General features: G+C 71.8%; 17 protein-coding genes. 7 read left to right on the top strand and 10 right to left on the bottom strand.

The features are described from left to right. Positions 1-30 precede the first annotated feature (30 nt). The 6 genes from NQ707_RS06710 to ccsB all read left to right on the top strand — a co-directional run bounded on the left by NQ707_RS06710 (position 31) and on the right by ccsB (position 5,547). Positions 31-342: a glutaredoxin family protein gene (locus tag NQ707_RS06710; protein ID WP_058731631.1), complete on the top strand. Its 312-nt coding sequence runs from the start codon at positions 31-33 to the stop codon at positions 340-342. A 96-nt stretch (positions 343-438) separates the two neighbouring features. Further along, positions 439-1,116, top strand: coding sequence for a histidine phosphatase family protein (locus NQ707_RS06715; RefSeq protein ID WP_404435178.1), 678 nt, complete (start codon positions 439-441; stop codon positions 1,114-1,116). An 81-nt stretch (positions 1,117-1,197) separates the two neighbouring features. Next, complete coding sequence (locus tag NQ707_RS06720; protein ID WP_064725123.1) at positions 1,198-1,839, top strand: TlpA disulfide reductase family protein; 642 nt, start codon at positions 1,198-1,200, stop codon at positions 1,837-1,839. Between the two features lie 9 nt (positions 1,840-1,848). After that, positions 1,849-2,601, top strand: a complete 753-nt coding sequence (locus tag NQ707_RS06725) for a cytochrome c biogenesis CcdA family protein (RefSeq protein WP_358293537.1) — start codon at positions 1,849-1,851, stop codon at positions 2,599-2,601. A 29-nt stretch (positions 2,602-2,630) separates the two neighbouring features. Further along, a complete protein-coding gene (locus tag NQ707_RS06730) occupies positions 2,631-4,325 on the top strand; it encodes a cytochrome c biogenesis protein ResB (RefSeq protein ID WP_404435181.1) in 1,695 nt (564 codons plus the stop codon). Between the two features lie 43 nt (positions 4,326-4,368). Next, positions 4,369-5,547 carry a c-type cytochrome biogenesis protein CcsB gene (gene ccsB, locus NQ707_RS06735; protein ID WP_100464110.1) on the top strand — a complete coding sequence of 393 codons (1,179 nt, stop codon included), beginning with the start codon at positions 4,369-4,371 and terminating at the stop codon, positions 5,545-5,547. Positions 5,548-5,657: 110 nt separating this feature from the next. Here ccsB and NQ707_RS06740 read toward each other — a convergent pair whose 3' ends face one another. Further along, entirely contained in the window at positions 5,658-6,014 is a 357-nt protein-coding gene (locus NQ707_RS06740) for a PLD nuclease N-terminal domain-containing protein (RefSeq protein WP_058743623.1), read from the bottom strand. Positions 6,015-6,077: 63 nt separating this feature from the next. Further along, positions 6,078-7,328 carry an AAA family ATPase gene (locus NQ707_RS06745; RefSeq protein WP_129357738.1) on the bottom strand — a complete coding sequence of 417 codons (1,251 nt, stop codon included), beginning with the start codon at positions 7,326-7,328 and terminating at the stop codon, positions 6,078-6,080. Between the two features lie 156 nt (positions 7,329-7,484). Here NQ707_RS06745 and NQ707_RS06750 point away from each other — a divergent pair, with 156 nt between their 5' ends. Next, positions 7,485-7,790: a DUF4229 domain-containing protein gene (locus NQ707_RS06750; protein ID WP_058743719.1), complete on the top strand. Its 306-nt coding sequence runs from the start codon at positions 7,485-7,487 to the stop codon at positions 7,788-7,790. A gap of 144 nt (positions 7,791-7,934) precedes the next feature. On the opposite strand, the gene NQ707_RS06755 is transcribed toward NQ707_RS06750, so the two are convergent. The 8 genes from NQ707_RS06755 to NQ707_RS06790 form a co-directional block, all read right to left on the bottom strand. Then, on the bottom strand, positions 7,935-9,209 hold the full coding sequence (locus NQ707_RS06755) for an MFS transporter (protein ID WP_081046346.1): 1,275 nt from the start codon (positions 9,207-9,209) through the stop codon (positions 7,935-7,937). 68 nt (positions 9,210-9,277) lie between these two features. Then, complete coding sequence (locus NQ707_RS06760; RefSeq protein WP_058743564.1) at positions 9,278-10,156, bottom strand: 1,4-dihydroxy-2-naphthoate polyprenyltransferase; 879 nt, start codon at positions 10,154-10,156, stop codon at positions 9,278-9,280. A 46-nt stretch (positions 10,157-10,202) separates the two neighbouring features. Further along, the gene (locus NQ707_RS06765; RefSeq protein WP_232238481.1) at positions 10,203-11,792 is read right to left on the bottom strand and encodes an AMP-binding protein; all 1,590 of its coding nucleotides are present in this window, start codon (positions 11,790-11,792) and stop codon (positions 10,203-10,205) included. A gap of 411 nt (positions 11,793-12,203) precedes the next feature. Then, complete coding sequence (locus tag NQ707_RS06770; protein WP_058731567.1) at positions 12,204-13,169, bottom strand: 1,4-dihydroxy-2-naphthoyl-CoA synthase; 966 nt, start codon at positions 13,167-13,169, stop codon at positions 12,204-12,206. An 81-nt stretch (positions 13,170-13,250) separates the two neighbouring features. Continuing rightward, entirely contained in the window at positions 13,251-14,765 is a 1,515-nt protein-coding gene (gene putP / locus NQ707_RS06775; protein ID WP_404435185.1) for a sodium/proline symporter PutP, read from the bottom strand. Positions 14,766-14,915: 150 nt separating this feature from the next. Further along, positions 14,916-15,854: a DMT family transporter gene (locus NQ707_RS06780; protein ID WP_133566275.1), complete on the bottom strand. Its 939-nt coding sequence runs from the start codon at positions 15,852-15,854 to the stop codon at positions 14,916-14,918. Beyond that, positions 15,841-16,827, bottom strand: a complete 987-nt coding sequence (gluQRS, locus tag NQ707_RS06785; protein ID WP_058743619.1) for a tRNA glutamyl-Q(34) synthetase GluQRS — start codon at positions 16,825-16,827, stop codon at positions 15,841-15,843. Before gluQRS ends, NQ707_RS06780 begins: the two co-directional genes overlap by 14 nt. Before the next feature lie 231 nt (positions 16,828-17,058). Further along, a partial coding sequence (locus NQ707_RS06790) for an ISL3 family transposase (protein WP_404435187.1) occupies positions 17,059-17,697 on the bottom strand: 639 nt, incomplete at its 5' end.

Genomic DNA, 17,697 nt, shown 5'->3' on the forward strand with positions numbered 1-17,697 from the left:
GGCCGGGCGCAGGCGGTTAGGCTGGGGGATATGAGTGCCGCCGTCTCCCCCTCCGCCGCCGCGGGATCCGCCGGGTCCGCGCCCCGGCTGGAGCTGCTCACCAGCGCCGGATGCCACCTGTGCGAGCAGGCCCGGCGGGACCTGGACGCCGTGACCGGGGAGTTCGGCCTCGACTGGAGCGCCCGGGACATCGACGGGGACCCGCAGCTGCTGCGCCGCTACGGCACCGAGATCCCCGTGCTGCTCATCGACGGCACCCCCCGGGACTTCTGGCGCATCGACGTCCCGCGGCTGCGTCGCCTCCTCGCCGGGCTCCTGGCCGGGCGGGATCCCGAGGCCTGACGGCCCGCGCACCCCTCGGGCCCGACGCCGTCGGCCCGCACCCGGCCCCCGCGCCTCCCGCCCGCCGGGAGACGCAAGGAATCGGAAAGGAACACCATGACCGCATCCGCGACGGTGCACCTGCTGCGCCACGGCGAGGTCCACAACCCCGAGCGCATCGTCTACGGGCGCCTGCCCGAATACCACCTGTCCGAGACCGGGCGGCAGATGGCGGAGCTGGCCGCCGCGGAGCTGGCCCGCCGGGCCGCCGACGGCGCGCGCATCGTCTGGCTGGGCGCCTCCCCGCTGACCCGCGCCCAGGAGACCGCCGCCCCCGTCTGTCGGGAGCTGGGCCTGCCCGTGCACACCGATGAGCGCCTGATCGAGGCCGGCAACTGGTTCGAGGGCCTGCACGTGGACCGCCGGGAGCTGGCCGGCAGCCCCCGGCACTGGCCGAAGCTGCTCAACCCGCTGCGCCCCTCCTGGGGGGAGCCGTACCGGGAGCAGGTGACCCGGATGGCCGAGGCCGTCAAGGCCGCCGCGGTGCGCGCCGTCGAGATCGGCGGGGACGGGGCGGAGGCGGTGCTCGTCTCCCACCAGCTGCCCATCTGGATCCTGCGCCGCAGCATCGAGGGCCGGTCCCTGCCGCACGATCCGCGCAGCCGCCAGTGCAACCTGGCCTCCCTGACCTCCCTGGAGCTGTCCGACGTGCACGCCCCGGGCCGCCCGCGGATCCGCTACACCGAACCAGCGGCCCCCCTGTACCCAGGGGTCATTCAGCTTCCCGGCTCATAATGGCCGGACCCGCGCCCGGGCCGCAGCTCGAGCGCGCCCGCACGCCAGCCACCGCCCGGAACACCCCGTCAAGAAAGCACCATGCCCCTTCCCGATCGCACGCGACTCACCCGCCGAGGATTCCTCGCGGCCGGCACCGCTCTGGGCCTAGCCGCGCTCACGGCCTGCTCCTCCGGCGATGACGGCCTGGCCGAGCAGGCCAACCGCGCCGACGGCAAGGGCTTCATCTCCGGGGACGGCACGGTCACCGAGTACGCCGAGAAGGACCGCACGGACCCCGTGCAGTTCACCGGGAACCTGTTCGACGGCGGCCAGCTCACCGGCGCCTCCCTGCACGGGAAGCCCTCCCTGCTGAACTTCTGGTACGCCGGCTGCGCCCCGTGCCGGGCCGAGGCGCCGCACCTGGTCAAGCTGCACGACGAGTTCGGGGACCGGGTGGCTTTCTACGGGGTCAACCTGCGCGATGAGAAGGGCACCGCGGAGGCCTTCGAGCGCAACTTCGGGGTGGACTACCCCTCCGTCGAGGACCGCACCGGCGAGGTGCTCATGGCGATGTCCGACTACGTCCCGGCCCAGGCCGTGCCCACGACCCTGGTGCTCGATGCCCAGGGTCGGGTGGCCGCCCGGGTGCTCGGGCAGATCGACGAATCCACCGTGCGCACCCTGATCCAGGACCAGCTCGGCGGGGCCAGCGCCGCGCCGTCGGCCTCCGCGACGGCGTAGGGCACGGGCGTGGGTTCCTCCTTCGGTCAGGTGGTGCTGGACGGCTCCCTGTGGGCCGCCGTGCCCCTGGCCGCCCTGGCCGGGCTGATCTCCTTCGCCTCCCCGTGCGTGCTGCCCCTGGTGCCCGGGTACCTCGGGTACGTCACCGGGCTGACCGGATCGGACCTGCAGCAGCGCCGCCGCGGGCGGATGTTGGCCGGGACCGGGCTGTTCGTGCTCGGCTTCTCCTTCGTCTTCGTGCTGATGTCCGTGCTCCTCGCGCAGGTCGGGGCCGCCCCCTGGCTGCGCGGGCAGACCTGGATCACCGTGGTGCTGGGCCTGCTGGTGATCCTCATGGGCGTGGTGTTCATGGGCGGGATCCCCTGGTTCCAGCGGGACCGCAAGATCCATGCCCGTCCCCCGGCCGGACTGTGGGGCGCCCCGGTGCTGGGGATGACCTTCGGGCTGGGCTGGGCCCCGTGCATCGGGCCCACCTTCGCCGCGGTGCAGGCCCTGGTCTACGTGCAGGGACCCACCAGCGCCAAGGCGATCCTGCTGACCACCGTGTACTGCCTGGGCCTGGGGGTGCCGTTCCTGCTGATCGCCCTGGGCTTCCGCCGCTCGGCGGAGGCCTTCGGGGTGCTCAAGCGGCACCGTCGGGGCCTGCAGATCACCGGCGGTGCGGTGCTCGTCGTCGTCGGGGTGCTCATGGCCACCGGGGTGTGGGGCTCGCTGATGTCCTGGATCCAGTCCGTGACTCCCGGTTATGAGCTGCCGGTATGAGCCCGGAATCGTCGAAGGGAAGCCACGCCATGAAGTCCGAGGACTCCCCGGAGCAGACCTCGCCCGACGCCCCGAAGCGGCAGGGGAGCCGACGCTCCCGCCGTCGGGGACGCACCGCCGACGCCCCCGCGCTGGGGCCGCTGGGCATGCTGCGCTGGGCCTGGACCCAGCTGACCAAGATGAACACGGCCCTGTTCCTGCTGCTGCTGCTCGCGGTGGCCGCGGTGCCCGGGTCCATCTTCCCGCAGAACATCCAGGACCCCGGCAAGGTCCAGACCTACCTCGAGGCCCACCCCACCTGGGGGCCGATCGCGGACAAGCTGCAGCTGTTCGACGTCTTCTCCTCCGTGTGGTTCTCCGCGATCTACCTGCTGCTGTTCATCTCCCTGATCGGCTGCGTCCTGCCGCGGGCCGTGAAGCACGCCAAGGACTGGCGGGCCAAGCCCCCGCGCACCCCCCGCAACCTCACCCGGCTGCCCCAGCACCGCACCCTGACCATCCCCGCGGACTCCGTGCGCACCGCCGACGGCGCCCCGCTGGACCCGCAGACCGCGGTGCGCACCGCCCAGCGGATCCTGTGCCGGCGTCGCTACCGCACGGACCTGCGCCTGGACGGCCCCGCCCCCAGCGTGGGTGCGGAGCGGGGCATGGTCCGGGAGCTGGGCAACCTGCTGTTCCACGCCGCGCTGATCGGGGTCCTGGTGGGCATGGCCATCGGCTCCCTGTTCGGGTACTCGGGACAGAAGATCGTGGTCAAGGGGGAGTCCTTCGTCAACACCCTGGTCAGCTACGACACCTTCACCCCCGGCACGGACTTCGACGCCGACCGGCTGCGTCCCTTCTCCCTGACCCTGGACGACTTCCACGTCAGCTTCGACCGGCAGCAGGGCTCGCCCACCTACGCCCAGCCCCTGGACTTCACCGCGGACGTGTCCGTGAAGGACGACGCCGACTCCAAGGCCCGGAAGGAGACCCTCAAGGTCAACCAGCCGCTGAGCGTGGACGGCACCCGCGTGTACCTGTCCGGCAACGGCTACGCCCCGATCGTGAAGGTCACCGACGGGGACGGGAAGGTGGCCTACGAGGGCCCGGTGGTCAGCCTCGCCACGGACAAGACCTACACCTCCTCCACGGTCCTGAAGGTCCCGGACGCCCGCCCGGATCAGCTCGGCTTCGTCGGGATGTTCCTGCCCTCCGCCGTCATCCAGGACGGGCAGTCCCCGTACTCGGCGGACCCCAGCCTGTCCAACCCGGCCCTGGTGCTCTCCTCCTACAGCGGGGACCTCGGGCTGGACGGCGGCACCCCGCAGAACGTGTACGTGCTGGACACCTCCTCCCTGCACGAGCTGAACTCGATGCGCAACAAGAACGGCATCGTGCTCACCGAGCAGAACCCCAAGGCCGAGCTGCCCGAGGGCAAGGGCAGCATCGAGCTGGAGGGCGTGAGCCGCTACGTCGGCCTGGACATCCACTACGACCCGGGCAAGCCCGTGGTCCTGGTCTCCTTCCTGCTGGCCTTCGCCGGACTGGTGGTCTCCCTGTTCGTGGCCCGGCGCCGCGCCTGGGTCACCGCGCGTGCGACCCGCCTGGCCGACGGCACCGACGCCGTGGTCGTGGAGTACGGGCTGCTGGCCCGCGGGGAGGACCCGCGCATCGGCGCGGAGGCGGACCGGCTGACCCAGCTGTTCGCCAAGGAGTGGGGACTAGAATTCAGCGAAGCGTGAGCCCCCGGCCGCGCCGCGCGCAGACTCGCGAGGAAAGGCAGTCATGACCCTGAACGAGAACCTCGGCCAGTGGAGCGAGATGCTCATGTTCCTGGCCGCCCTGGTCTACGTGGTGGCCTTCGTGGCCTTCACCTGGGACCTGGCCTCCCACTCCCGAGCCACCCGCCGCGCCGAGGAGGCCACCCGCGCGGAGTCCGGCGACGCCGCCTTCGGGCTGGAGCGGGTCCCGGCCGGGGTGGCCGCGGGCGGGGCCGGTGCTGATGCTGGTATTGATGCTGGGGCTGGGTCTGGTGCCGGCCGCGGGCAGGAGGGTGCGGCGCCGTCGGGGCGGGCTGCTCCGGGCTACCCGGAGGATGCCGCCGAGCAGACCGGCGTCGGCACCCGGGGCCGCGGACGCTCCCGCGCGGAGAAGGCCCGCCTGGCCGGGCAGACCGCCGATGACGCGATGCTGTACTCGGGGGAGCGGCGCCCGGCCGCGAACGTGGCCGTGGCCGTGATGGTGTTGGCCGCCGTGGTGCACCTGGCGGGGGTCGTGACCCGCGGGCTCGCGGCGGGGCGGGTGCCGTGGGGCAACATGTACGAGTTCTGCACCACCGGCGCCCTCGTCGTCTCCGCGGTGTTCCTGATCTCCCTGCTGTTCCGGGACCTGCGCTTCGTCGGGACCCTGGTCTCCGGGTTGGCGCTGGTGATGATGGTCGCGGCGACGATCGGCTTCCCCACTCCCGTGGGGCACCTGCAGCCGGCCCTGCAGTCCTACTGGCTGGTGATCCACGTGTCCGTGGCCGTGATGGCCTCCGGGGTGTTCACCATCACCTTCGCGATGGCGGTGCTGCAGCTGCTGCAGGGCTGGCGGGAGCGGCGGCTGATCGAGGGGGAGCGGGACCGGATGCCGTTCCTGCGCCTGGTGCCCTCCGCGCAGGCCCTGGAGAACTTCGCGTTCCGGCTCAACGCCGTCGGGTTCGTCATGTGGACCATCACCCTGGCCTTCGGGGCGATCTGGGCGGAGCAGGCGTGGGGCCGCTACTGGGGCTGGGACGCCAAGGAGGTGTGGACCTTCGTCATCTGGGTGGTCTACGCCGCGTACCTGCACGCCCGGGCGACCCGCGGGTGGACGGGCGCCCGCTCGGCGTGGCTGTCGATCATCGGCTACGCCTGCATCATCTTCAACTTCACGGCCGTGAACACGGTCTTCAACGGCCTGCACTCCTACTCGGGCCTGTAAACCCCCTCCCCCTCGCCGCAAAACTGGAGATGCTTCGCATTTCGGGACCTGTATCGTCCCGTTCTGCGAAGCATCTCCAGTTTTGCGGGCTGGTGGGGGAGTGGGCGGGGTCAGTCCGGTTTGCGGCGCTGCTCGCGCTCCCGGTCCTTCCGACGTCGTTCGGCCTGCTTGGCCAGGAAGTCCAGGTACGCGGCGTCGTCGTCCGGGGCGCGCCCGGCCTGCGGGGCAGGTCCCGCGGAGGGACCGCGACGACGACGGGGCTCACCGCCTGCGGGTCGGTCCCGGCGGGTGCCGAGGCTCAGCCACAGCACGGGACCGATCACCGGGAAGAGCAGGGCGATGAGGAACCAGGCCGGCTTGGGCAGGGCCCGGATCCGGCTCCGTTCGGTGCGGGCGACGTCGAGCAGGGCGTAGATGCTCAGCCCCACCAGCAGGGCCCCGACGGCGATGATCAGAACGGCGCGCATGCCAGCGATTCTACCGGGGCCCGCCGGGCCCCGCTCCTGGGGTCGCCCCTGCGCGACATGATGTCAAGCGCGCTCCTCGTAGGGCCAGTCAGTGGCGAGCAGCGCCTCCACGGCGCGATTTCGGAAGCGGTACACCTTGCCGCGTCCGCGGCGCTGGATGATGCCGCGCACGACGTCGAGGCGTTGTGAAGTGGGCCCTGCCTGACTGGATTTCGCGTACCCGGCCTCCTCCGCGATCGCACTGAGGGTCCGCGACTCAGCCGGCAGCGCGACCATGGCGTCGAGGAATTCTCGTTCACGGGTCGGCAGCCTCTGGAGGATGCGCTCGACGTGCGTCTCCGCGGCGTCCGCCGCCCGCTCCCACCCTCGGAAGGCCTGACGCTCGGTGATCACCTCGCTGGTGCCGGCGTTCCAGGCCTGTTCCCCGGCCAACTGGAAGAGGAAGGGTTCGCCGCAGGAGAGCTGGATGATCGCTCGGCGGGCGTCCGGGTGCATGCTGATGCGGGTGAGGCCGCCCTGGTCGTCGGGGACTTCCCACCCGTCGGCGACGAAGGGCTCGAGCGCCATCTCCAGATCCTCGTCGCTGATGGCCTCCAGCACCGTCGTCTTGAAGCGTCGGGCGAAGGTCGCACCGGTGCGCGCTCCGGCCATCTCCGCGAATTCCGGAAGACCGGTGAGGTAGACGGCGAGGGGAAGCACCCGCGAGAAGGAGTATCCGCCGGGCGCCTGGACCGTCTCTTCGTGGGTGAGCGCATCGCCGAGGGCGACCAGCAGCTGGGAGCGGACATCGTCATCGTCGATGTTCTGCACTTCATCGAGGTGTATCAGCACCATGGTGTTGCGGGCCCGCAAGGCGGAGCGTCCGATCTCGATCAGCAGATCGGTCAGGTCGGTGTACGGCTCGGGGGCTTGCGCATCCCGCAGGCTCAGGGACACTCCCGCAGCTGCGATCTTCTCAACACGACGGATCAAGGCGGTCACCGAGTGCTCTCGGGCCGTGGTCAGGCCCGCCTGCCGGGCCAGATCCACCAGCGCCCGGGCGAGGCGGCGCAGCGGATCGGTCCCCCGGGGAATCCGCAGCTGGCCGGTGGTCCAGTCCCCCTGGTGCCGGGCTTCCTCGCTGATCCTGTTGACCAGACAGGATTTCCCCGTGCCCGGTTCACCCAGGATGGTCCTGCCCCGTTCGGCCCTACCCGCCAGACGACGAGGCCGGAGCACCTGATGCCAGTCATCGAGCTCCTCGCGGCGCCCAGCCCAGATCTCGGGGACCGTGTCCGACCCCGGGTTGAAGGGACAGTCAACGGGCGTTCTCATGGTGATAAATTTATCACCTATTCGATCTGCTGATAAATTTATCAGAGACGGTCGGGGGAGGGGGCGTGACGGCTGATCCACCGGGGGCTGCGGGGCCGATGGTCGGGGCGGGTCCGTCTTCAGAAGGCGTGCAGGTGCCGCGGGTACAGTGGTGGCGTGAACTTCCTGAAGTACTCGCTGATCCGCCTGGGCCTGATCGTCGTCGTGTTCCTGCTGTGCATGCTGATCGGCATCGGGCCGTTCCTGGCCGGGATCTTCGCGGTGCTCATCGGGCTGGCCGTGGGCTACCTGGCCTTCCCGCGCCTGCACACCGCCGCCGGGCAGGAGTTCACCGCCTTCTTCCGCCGCCGCCGCACCCGCAGCGAGGCCCGACGCACCCACCCGCGCACCGCCCAGGAGGACGCCGCGGTGGAGGACGAGTACGTGGACGAGCAGCTGCGCCGCGAGGACCGTAGCATCTGACCCCGGGTTCTTCCGCGAGGCGGCGTTTTCGTTCCCTGTTTCGGCGTTTTAGGGAACGGATGCGCCGTCTCGCGTGGGCCGGGGGGAGGGGTGGGTACGGATGCGCCGGGTCGTGTTGGGGCAGGCCCACCCCCGAGAAGCCGGTCAGGGGCGGGGCGGCGTCGGCTCCCCGATGCGGCGGTTGCGGCCGGCGACGACGCCCGCGGCGAACTGCACGCACGCCAGCACCAGCAGCGACCACAGCACCGCCGCCCAGGATCCGGTGGCCTCGGCGAGGGAGCCGGCCAGCAGCGGGCCGGTCGCCGCCAGCAGGTAGCCCAGGCACTGGGACATCCCGGACAGGCGCAGGGTGTGGGCCGGGTGCACGGTGCGCAGACCCATCATCGCCAGGGACAGGGAGAAGCCGCCGCCGCAGCCGATGCCGACCAGACCACACCACAGCACGGCCCCGCCCGGCCACAGCAGCGCTCCTACTGCCGGCACCACGATCATCGAGGACAGCAGTATCGCCAGCCACGACTGGGACGCGCGGCGCTCGGCCAGGAAGCTCACGGAGAGGTTCCCCAGGATCCCGGTGACCTGCAGGGTGAACAGGTGCCACCCGGCGGCCGCGGCTCCCACGCCCAGTCGGGCCTCCATGCTCGGCAGCCACATCATCACCGTGTAGAACACCGCCGACTGCAGACCCATGTACAGGGTCACCGCCCACGCGATGGGGGAGCGCAGCATGGACACCCGGCGCAGGGACGGCGGCTCCGGGGCCGACGGCAGCACGGGCAGCGCCCCGGTGACCGCCTCCCGCAGGGGGACGGTGCGCTGCTGGGTGCGGCGTCGACCGCGGGTGCGCACCGCCCACCACAGACCCGCCGCGCCCGCCGGCACCGCCCACAGCGCCAGACTCGTGCGCCACCCGCCCGGCAGGACGGCGGCCAGCGGCTCGGAGAACCCCGCCGCCAGGGCCGCGGCCACCGAGAGCACCGCGGTGTACATCCCGGTCATCACGGATACCTGGCCGGGGAAGTCCCGTTTGACGATCACCGGCACGACGACGTTCTGCACCGCGATCCCCGCGCCCACCAGCAGGGTGCCGACCCACAGCAGGCCGGGCCCGGGCGTTGAGCGCACCAGGATCCCCGCGGCGAGCACCGCCAGCGCCGCCAGCACCGCCCGCTCCAGGCCCACGCGCTGGGCCGGCAGGGCCACCACCGGGGAGAGCACCGCGAAGGCCAGCAGGGGCAGCGCCCCGAGCAGGCCGACGCCGGCCGCGGACAGGCCGGTCGCGGCGCGCAGCGGCTCCACCACGGGCCCGACGGAGGTCAGGGCCGGGCGCAGGCAGGAGGCCACCAGCAGCACCAGCAGGCACCAGCCCCACGGGAAGGGGCGGGCGGCTCCGGACCGGGCAGCGTCGGGTCGGCTCATGCCAGGGTCGCCGGGACGACGCGCGCTGCCGGCGTCGGGACCGTTCACCCCGCCGTCGTCGGGCCGCTTCACGCCGCCATCACCGCGGCGACGACCAGCAGCAGCGCGAAGGCCAGGCTGAGGAATCCGGTCTGGCGCAGCACCGGGATCAGGGCGCGCATCTGCTGCGTCCGCAGCACGGTGCGCACCGCCGGGACGGCCAGCACCAGCGAGCACAGCACCAGCAGGACCCACGGGTTCTCCGGCACGGCGAAGACCATCACGGCGTAGGCCAGCACGATCTCCCCGGCGTACGCCAGCCGGGCCCGCGCGTCGCCCAGACGCACCGCCATCGTGCGCTTGCCGGCCACCTCATCGGTGGGGATGTCCCGGAGGTTGTTGGCCATCAGCAGCGCGCAGGCGATCAGCCCCATGGCGACGGCGGCGCACCAGGCGGTCGCGGACAGGCGGGAGGCCTGGGTGAAGGTGGTGCCCAGGGTGGCCACCAGCCCGAAGTAGATGAAGACGAACAGGTCGCCCAGCCCGAGGTACCCGTAGGGGTGCTTCCCGCCGGTGTAGCCCCAGGCGGCCAGCACCGCGGAGGCCCCGATCAGCAGGAACCACCACTGCCCCGCCAGGATGATCAGCCACAGCCCGGCGGCCCCGGCCGCGCCGAAGCACGCGAACGCCGCCAGCTTCACCTGGCGCGGGGCGGCGGCGCCGGAGCCGGTCAGGCGCAGCGGGCCCACGCGCGTCTCGTCGTCGGTGCCCTTGATGCCGTCGGAGTAGTCGTTGGCGTAGTTGACCCCCACCTGCAGGAAGAACGCGACGAGCAGCGCGAGCACCGCCGGCCCGACGTGGAGGGAGTCCATCTGCGCGGCCGCCGCGGAGCCCGCGATCACCGGCGCCACCGCCAGCGGCAGCGTCCTCAGCCGCGCCCCCTCGACCCACTGCCCCACGGTTGCCACGGCGGACGTCCTTCCCTCGATGCGCTCACGAACGGCCCCCATTGTCTCACTCGGGGCGGCGGGGGTGGTGCCTCACTCGGGACGACGGCGGGGGCGCGGCGAGGGCGCGGGCGACGGCGGCCCGGTCCGGTTTGCCGGTCGAGGTCAGCGGCAGGGCGCGCACCACCTCCAGGCGCTTCGGCACCGCGGCGGGGCCCAGGCGCTCGCGGACCGCGGCGCGCAGCCGGTCCTCCAGCTCCGCGGTCTCGCGCGCATCCGCGTTCCCGCGCGCGTCCGGGTCCTCGTGCGCATCCGCGGGGTGGGCGGGGGCGCTCGGCGTCGTGCCGGACAGGCCGGGGACGGCGACCATCGCAGCCACCGCCTGTCCCCACCGCGGGTGCGGCACCCCGACCACGAGGGCCTCGCGCACCCCCCGGACCTCCTCGAGGGCCGCGGCCACGGCACGGGCGGAGACTTTGATCCCTCCGGTGATGATCACGTCGTCGGCTCGCCCGGCCACCCTCAGGCGCTGCCCGGCGAGGTGCTCGGGGCGCGGGGCGTCGGAGTGGTCTGTGGGGCGGGATGCGGAGCGAGATCCTGTCTCGGGCCTGGGTCCGGGCCCGGGTCCGGACCCGGTGGGGGAACCACTTTCGGTTCCGGGCCGGGACCCCGCGAGAGACGTGATGTCCTCCAGGGTGCCGAGGTCGTCGGTGCGGTACCAGCGGGTGCCGTGCGCGTCCACGCGGAAGTGCTCGGTGTGGCGCGCGTGGTCCTCCAGGTAGCCCGCGGCCACGGTGGGTCCGCCGAGCCAGATCCGCCCCGGACCTCCGGCGGGGCCCTCGTCGACCGCGCTGGGGGATGATCCATCGAGCACGCCGGGGGCGGCAGAGACCGGAGTTCCGGGTGCGGAGCCTGGTCCGTGCGAGTCCGGCCCGTCTTCCGTCGCCGGGCCGCCCGCCGTCGTCGTCGGCTCGATGCGCACCTCGACCCCGGGCAGGGCGCGCCCGTCGTACACGCAGCCGCCGGCGGTCTCCGCGCTGCCGTAGGTGGTGACCACCGGCAGCCCCAGCTCCCGGATGCGCGCGCGCAGACTCGCTGAGGCCGGGGCCCCGCCGAGCAGGATCGCGCGGAAGGAGCGCAGCGCCTCGTGCAGCTGGTCGGCGGGGACGACGCCGGATTCGGCGGCCTCCAGCAGCACGTGCAGCTGGGTGGGCACCAGGGCGGTCATCCGCCGCGGGTGGGTCATGCGCTCGACGGCGGCCAGGAAGTCTCCGGCGGTGAACCCCGTCCCGGGAGCGAGGGACGCGGTGGTCACGGGGGTGGTCCCGGCCAGCATGGAGCGGGCGATCACCTGGGCCCCGGCGACGTAGTGCACGGGCAGGGCCAGCAGCCACTGCGCCCCGTCCGAGTCGGTGGTCTCGGCGGTGGCCCGCCCCGACGCCCGCAGCGACCCGGCGGTGAGGAGGGTCCGCTTGGGGGTGCCGGTGGAGCCGGAGGTGGCCACGACCAGCGCGGGAGCGTCCCGATCCGCCTCCGGCAGCGAACTCAGCCCGCGGGTCAGGGACTGCGGCGTCTGGGAACCGGGACCATCCAGCACCGGCACGCCGGGCCCAGGGGCGGGCGGTTCGGGGGCGGGGGTGAGCGCGGAGAAGTCCATGCCCACCAGGCTATCCGCGACGTTTCCGGGTGGGGCCGGTCTGGTCGGTGGCGGCCCGTTCCTGTCCGTCCGACGCCGAGACGGCGCATCCGTTCCCACCCGAGCGTCATCCCCACGCGAGTCGGCGCATCTGTTCCCAGAAACGCGGAAACCGGGTACGAGAGCGCCGCCTCGCGGGAAGGCCCAGCCTCGGTGGGTACGAGAGCGCCGGGTCGGGATCGCCGTTTCGGTTCAACTCCGCTCATTTCACACGCGAGGCGGCGCATCCGTACCCACCCCCACGCGAGGCGGCGCATTCGTTCCCGGAAACGCCGTAAGCGGGAACGGATGCGCCGCCTCGGCGATGATCTCGGGGCCTATGGGTACGAGTGCGCCGGGTCGGCGTTCAGTCCAGCCCCACCCCGACCCCGCTCAGAAGTAGTACGGGTACGCGGACCAGTCCGGGTCGCGCTTGCCGAGGAAGGCGTCGCGGCCCTCCACGGCCTCGTCGGTCATGTACGCCAGGCGGGTGGCCTCTCCGGCGAAGACCTGCTGGCCCACCATGCCGTCGTCGGGCAGGTTGAAGGCGAACTTCAGCATCCGGATGGCCTGGGGGGACTGGCGGGCGATGTCCACGGCGTACTCCAGGGCGGTCTCCTCGAGGCGGGCGTGGTCCACCACCTCGTTGACCGCGCCCATCTCCAGCATCCGCTGCGCGCTGTACTCCCGGGCCAGGAAGAAGATCTCCCGGGCGAACTTCTGCCCCACCTGCCGGGCCAGCAGGGCCGAGCCGTAGCCGGCGTCGAAGGAGCCGACGGTCGCGTCGGTCTGCTTGAACTTCCCGTGCTCCCGGGAGGCGATGGTCAGGTCGCACACCACGTGCAGGGAGTGCCCGCCGCCGGCGGCCCACCCGGAGACCACCGCGATGACCACCTTGGGCATGGTGCGGATCAGCCGCTGGACCTCCAGGATGTGCAGGCGTCCGGCGCGGGCGGGGTCGATGGTCTCGGCGGTCTCACCCTCGGCGTAGCGGTAGCCGTCCCGCCCGCGGATGCGCTGGTCCCCGCCGGAGCAGAAGGCCCACCCGCCGTCTTTGGGGGAGGGGCCGTTGCCGGTGAGCAGCACGGTGCCGACGTCGCCGGTCATCCGCGCGTGGTCCAGCACCCGGTACAGCTCGTCCACGGTGGAGGGGCGGAAGGCGTTGCGCACCTCGGGGCGGTCGAAGGCGATGCGCACGCACGGCAGGTCCCGGACCACCCGGCCGGTCTGGTCGCGCTCCACCTGGCGGTGGTAGGTGACGTCGGTGAGGTCCTCGAAGCCCTCGACGACGCGCCAGCGGGCGGGGTCGAAGGTCTCGGAGACGACGGCGGGCAGGTCGGCGGATGCTGTATCGGTCACGCCCCGATCCTAGCGGGCCGCGGCCAGCTGCCGCGCCGCAACCGGCGACCGGACCGCGGCAAGCCAGCGCCCCGCAACCGCCTACCGCCCCGCGGCCAGCTCCCGGGCCTCGTCGAACTCCCGGTCGATCCGCTCGGAGGGCTTGTGGGTGGCCAGGGAGACCACCACGCCCAGCACCAGGGCGACGGCGAAGCCGGGGACGATCTCGTACAGCCCGGTGATGCCGGTGGAGGCGGGGTCCTCCACGAGCTGCTTCCACAGGATGGTCACGGTGGCCCCGGAGATCATGGCGGTCAGCGCGCCCTCGGCGGTGAGGCGGCGCCAGTACAGGGACAGCAGAATGATCGGGCCGAAGGCGGCGCCGAAGCCGGCCCACGCGAAGGCCACCAGGTCCAGGATCGCGGAGTCGGAGTCCAGGGCGATCAGCGCGGCGATCACGGCCACGGCCAGCACGGCGGAGCGGGACATCCACAGCTGGGCCCGCGGGGAGGGCTTGCGCTTGATCAGCAGCATCGCGAGGTCCTCCACGGCGGCGGAGGAGGAGACGATCAGCTGGGAGGAGACGGTGGACATGATCGCGGCGAGCACCGCGGCCAGCACGAATCCGGCGACCAGCGGGTGGAAGAGGATCTGGGAGAGGTCCAGGAACACGGTCTCCGCGGACTTCGCGTCGGTCAGGTGCGCGTCGGGGTGGGTGGAGAAGTAGGCGATGCCGGTCAGGGCGGTGCAGATGGTGCCGGCAACGGACAGCACCATCCAACCGATGCCCACGCGCCGGGCGGCGGGGGCGTCGGCGGGGGAGCGCAGGGCCATGAAGCGCACGATGATGTGCGGCTGCCCGAAGTAGCCCAGGCCCCAAGCCAGGGAGGAGATGACGCCGATGACGGTGGCCCCGGCGGTCAGGGACAGGGCGTCCGGGTTGGCGTGGCGCACGGCGTCGAAGACCTCGGCTGGCCCGCCGAATTCGAACAGGGCGACGATCGGCACCATGATCAGGGCGATGAGCATGAGCAGGCCCTGGGCGACGTCGGTGAAGGTGGCGCCGAGGAAGCCGCCGAAGAACGTGTAGAGCACGGTGATCGCGGCGATCATGAGCATGCCCACGAGGTAGTCCCCGTTGAAGGTGGTCTGGTAGAATTTCCCGCCGGCCACCATCCCGGAGGAGACGTAGAAGATGAAGAACAGCAGGATGATCACGCCGCAGGAGATGCGCAGGATGCGGGAGGCCAGCCCGTCGGCCTTGAGCCGGTTGTCGAAGAAGGACGGGATGGTGATGGCGTTGCCGGCGACCTCGGAGTAGGCCCGCAGCCGCGGGGCGGTGTACTTCCAGTTCAGCCACGCCCCGATGGTCAGGCCGATGGCGATCCACGCGTCCACGAGCCCGGTCAGGTAGATCGCGCCGGGCAGGCCCATCACGAGCCAGCCGGACATGTCCGAGGCGCCGGCGGACAGGGCTGCGACGCCGGGGCGCAGGGAGCGCCCGCCGAGCATGTAGTCCTCGGTGTCCTTGTTCTTGGTGCTGGCCCACAGGCCGATGGCGATCATCCCGAGGAAGTAGATCCCCAGGGCGAGGTACTGGAAGGCCTGGTCTGACATGTGGGATCCCCTCATCGTCGGTGCGCTGATCGCACGGGCCACACCGTCAGTGTGACGTGCGCGTCGATGGCTCAGTATGCCAAGGGTGGTGTGAGCCACCAAATGCGCCCGGCCGGTCGGGGGAGTGGAGCGGGGCGGGGCGGGGGCGAGTCAGTCGATGCGGGGGATCTGCTGGGTGTCGATGATCTGCAGGGCCTCGGTGTGGGTGGTGATGCGCGCGGCGGAGCGGTTGGCCTTCCACGTCACCGCCGCCCCGGAGACCACGATCAGCCCGATCCCCACGTAGGCCGGCACGGAGAGCACCTGCCCCAGCATCACCAGGCCGACGACGGAGGAGACCACCGGGTCCAGGCTGAAGAACACCCCGACGACGGCGGGTCCGGTCGCGGAGGCGGCGAAGGCGTCGCAGGAGAAGGCCAGGGCCAGGCCGAAGGCGCCGATGAAGGCGGCCAGCAGCCAGTCCTGCCCGGTCATCCGGGGGATCGCGGTCGCGGTGGCCGGCAGCCACAGCAGGGCGCCGATGGTGATGGACACGGCCAGCCCGCGGATCCCCGAGGAGGCGGGGGCCCCGGAGCCGATGCGCGCGGAGAGCAGGGTGTATCCGCACATGGCGGCGGCCGCGAGGGCGGCGAAGAGGTAGCCCCACCAGTCCGTGGAGCCGAAGGTGGGTCCGGCGATCATCGCGACCCCGGCCAGGGCGCCGAGGGCGAAGATCCCGTCCTGCAGGTGGCGCACCCCGAGGATCGCGACGGTGAACGCCCCGAGGTATTCGATGGTCACGGCCACGCCCAGGGGGATGCGCTGGACCGCGAGGTAGAAGAACACGTTCATCAGGGAGGCGACCACCCCGTAGGACAGGACCGCGGTCCAGTCGCGGCGGGTGAAGCGCCAGAAGCGGGGACGGGCCACGGCCAGGAGGATCACGGCGGCGGTGAGCAGGCGCAGCCCGGACACGGTCGGCGGGGAGAAGCGCTCGAACAGGCCGGTGGCCACGGCGGTGGTCACCTGGATGCCGGTGGAGCCGATGAGCACGGCGATCAGGGCGGCGGTGCCCCGGTGCTTCTTGGGGATGCGCTCAGCAAGCTCCACAGGTGCCCTCCATCATCGGGTCCAGCACGGTCCAGGGTCGGTGGGAGATGCGGTCCGGGTCGAAGACCTCCAGCATCTGCGCGGCGGTGTGCGGCAGGCACGGGCCGTCCGGGGTGCGCAGCGGCGGCAGGGGGATGGATCCGGCGATCATCCGCCCCACCTGCTCCGGGCTGACGCCGGCCGCGCGCAGCTGGGGCAGGGTCACGGCGCCGTCGCGTTTGGCCAGGCGCTTGCCGTCCCGGTTCAGGGCCAGCGGCACGTGGGCGTATTCCACAGGGGGCAGGCCGAGCAGGTGGGCGAGGTGGGCCTGCCGGGGCGCGGAGGCCAGCAGGTCGTCCCCGCGCACCACCTGGTCCACGCCCTGGTGGGCGTCGTCCACGACGACGGCGAGGTTGTAGGCGGGGCGTCCGTCGTTGCGCACCAGCACGACGTCGTCCACCTCGCCGGTGTGCTGCCCGGCCCAGCGGTCCTGCACGGTCCACCGGGTCACCTGGGCGCGCAGGCGCAGGGCGGCGGGCCGCTGCGCTCGGCGCTGCTCGCGCTGGGCGTCGGTGAGGTTCCGGCAGGTGCCGGGGTAGGCGCCGGGGGCGCCGTGCGGGGCGGAGGAGGCCTCCTGGATCTCCCGGCGGGTGCAGTAGCACTCGTAGACCAGGCCGGCCTCGCGCAGGCGGGCGACGGCGTCGTCGTAGGCGTCCTGACGCTCCGACTGGACGAGCACGGGACCGTCCCAGTCCACGCCGAGGGCTTCCAGGTCCGCCAGCTGACGCTGGGCCGCGCCCTCCTGCACGCGGTCCAGGTCCTCGATGCGCAGGTGGAAGGCGCGCCCGGTGGTGCGGGCCATGAGCCACGCCAGCAGCGCGGTGCGCAGGTTGCCCAGGTGCAGGTCCCCGGAGGGGGAAGGGGCGTAGCGTCCGGCGCCGGGGGCGGCGGGGCTGCTCAGGGCGCGCTCGGGTGCGGTGTGATCCAGGGACATGAGACCATGGTAGCCAGGGGCATCGAGACGAGTGAGAGTGTGGAGCTGATGGATCGACGGCATGGGAAACTCACTCGTCTCTGAGGCAAGACTTTTGGAGTACCTGTGACGAATATGAATCGCCATGAAAGAAAATTCTATAATCAGGTTGATGCATTCCAAAAAATCAGCGAATTATTCAACAAATACAATGTAAGCTACTGTGATAAAGAGTTTCTTTGGTTATCTGGCTCATCGAAAATGAGGGTGTAAGTGTGGCCTGAAACCACCGGCCTCAAGCAGACTGCGTGCGATGTAGTTCGTGAGATTGCGGAAGCCCAGAGCGGAGCCGCGAAGGTGTTCGAGCCGCCCGTTGACGGCCTCCGTAGGACCGTTGCTGGTGCCAGGTCGGTCGAAGAACGCGAGAATGTCAGCGGCGCGTTGCTTCAGCGTCCGGCCGAGCTTGCGCAGCTCGACGAGCGGGGTCGGGACCCCGCTGGCGAGTGAGTCGATGAGCTGCTGCATGGCGAACCTCCCCAGACCCCGGTCGGGTTCCCGATATGCGGTGACCATCCGCTGGTAGATGCCCCAGGTCGCCTCGACCTCGGCATGTCGCTCATCGGCGAACAGCGCTTCAAGGCGGGCTTGTTGCTTCTCGGTGAGCAAGCCGGCACCGGTGTGCAGGGTACGACGCGCCGTGTAGAGCGGATCATTCTTCCTCCCGCGCCGCCCGAACGCATCGCGCTGGACGCGGCGGCGGCACCCATCGAGCGCGTCACCGGCCAGCCTCACGACGTGGAAGGGATCCATCACCGTCACCGCCGCAGGCAGCTCTTCGACGGAGGCGGTTTTGAACCCGGTGAACCCGTCCATCGCGACGATTTCGACACC

This window comes from Rothia sp. BD8 (assembly GCF_044878465.1).
In the GTDB taxonomy this organism is placed as follows: domain Bacteria; phylum Actinomycetota; class Actinomycetes; order Actinomycetales; family Micrococcaceae; genus Rothia; species Rothia kristinae.

What these genes read in the sequence shown, in the direction of transcription:
- NQ707_RS06710 (WP_058731631.1), top strand. Translation starts at nt 31, where the DNA reads ATGAGTGCCGCCGTCTCCCCCTCCGCCGCCGCGGGATCCGCCGGGTCC.
- NQ707_RS06715 (WP_404435178.1), top strand. Translation starts at nt 439, where the DNA reads ATGACCGCATCCGCGACGGTGCACCTGCTGCGCCACGGCGAGGTCCAC.
- NQ707_RS06720 (WP_064725123.1), top strand. Translation starts at nt 1,198, where the DNA reads ATGCCCCTTCCCGATCGCACGCGACTCACCCGCCGAGGATTCCTCGCG.
- NQ707_RS06730 (WP_404435181.1), top strand. Translation starts at nt 2,631, where the DNA reads ATGAAGTCCGAGGACTCCCCGGAGCAGACCTCGCCCGACGCCCCGAAG.
- ccsB (WP_100464110.1), top strand. Translation starts at nt 4,369, where the DNA reads ATGACCCTGAACGAGAACCTCGGCCAGTGGAGCGAGATGCTCATGTTC.
- NQ707_RS06740 (WP_058743623.1), bottom strand. Translation starts at nt 6,014, where the DNA reads ATGCGCGCCGTTCTGATCATCGCCGTCGGGGCCCTGCTGGTGGGGCTG.
- NQ707_RS06745 (WP_129357738.1), bottom strand. Translation starts at nt 7,328, where the DNA reads ATGAGAACGCCCGTTGACTGTCCCTTCAACCCGGGGTCGGACACGGTC.
- NQ707_RS06755 (WP_081046346.1), bottom strand. Translation starts at nt 9,209, where the DNA reads ATGAGCCGACCCGACGCTGCCCGGTCCGGAGCCGCCCGCCCCTTCCCG.
- NQ707_RS06765 (WP_232238481.1), bottom strand. Translation starts at nt 11,792, where the DNA reads ATGGACTTCTCCGCGCTCACCCCCGCCCCCGAACCGCCCGCCCCTGGG.
- putP (WP_404435185.1), bottom strand. Translation starts at nt 14,765, where the DNA reads ATGTCAGACCAGGCCTTCCAGTACCTCGCCCTGGGGATCTACTTCCTC.
- gluQRS (WP_058743619.1), bottom strand. Translation starts at nt 16,827, where the DNA reads ATGTCCCTGGATCACACCGCACCCGAGCGCGCCCTGAGCAGCCCCGCC.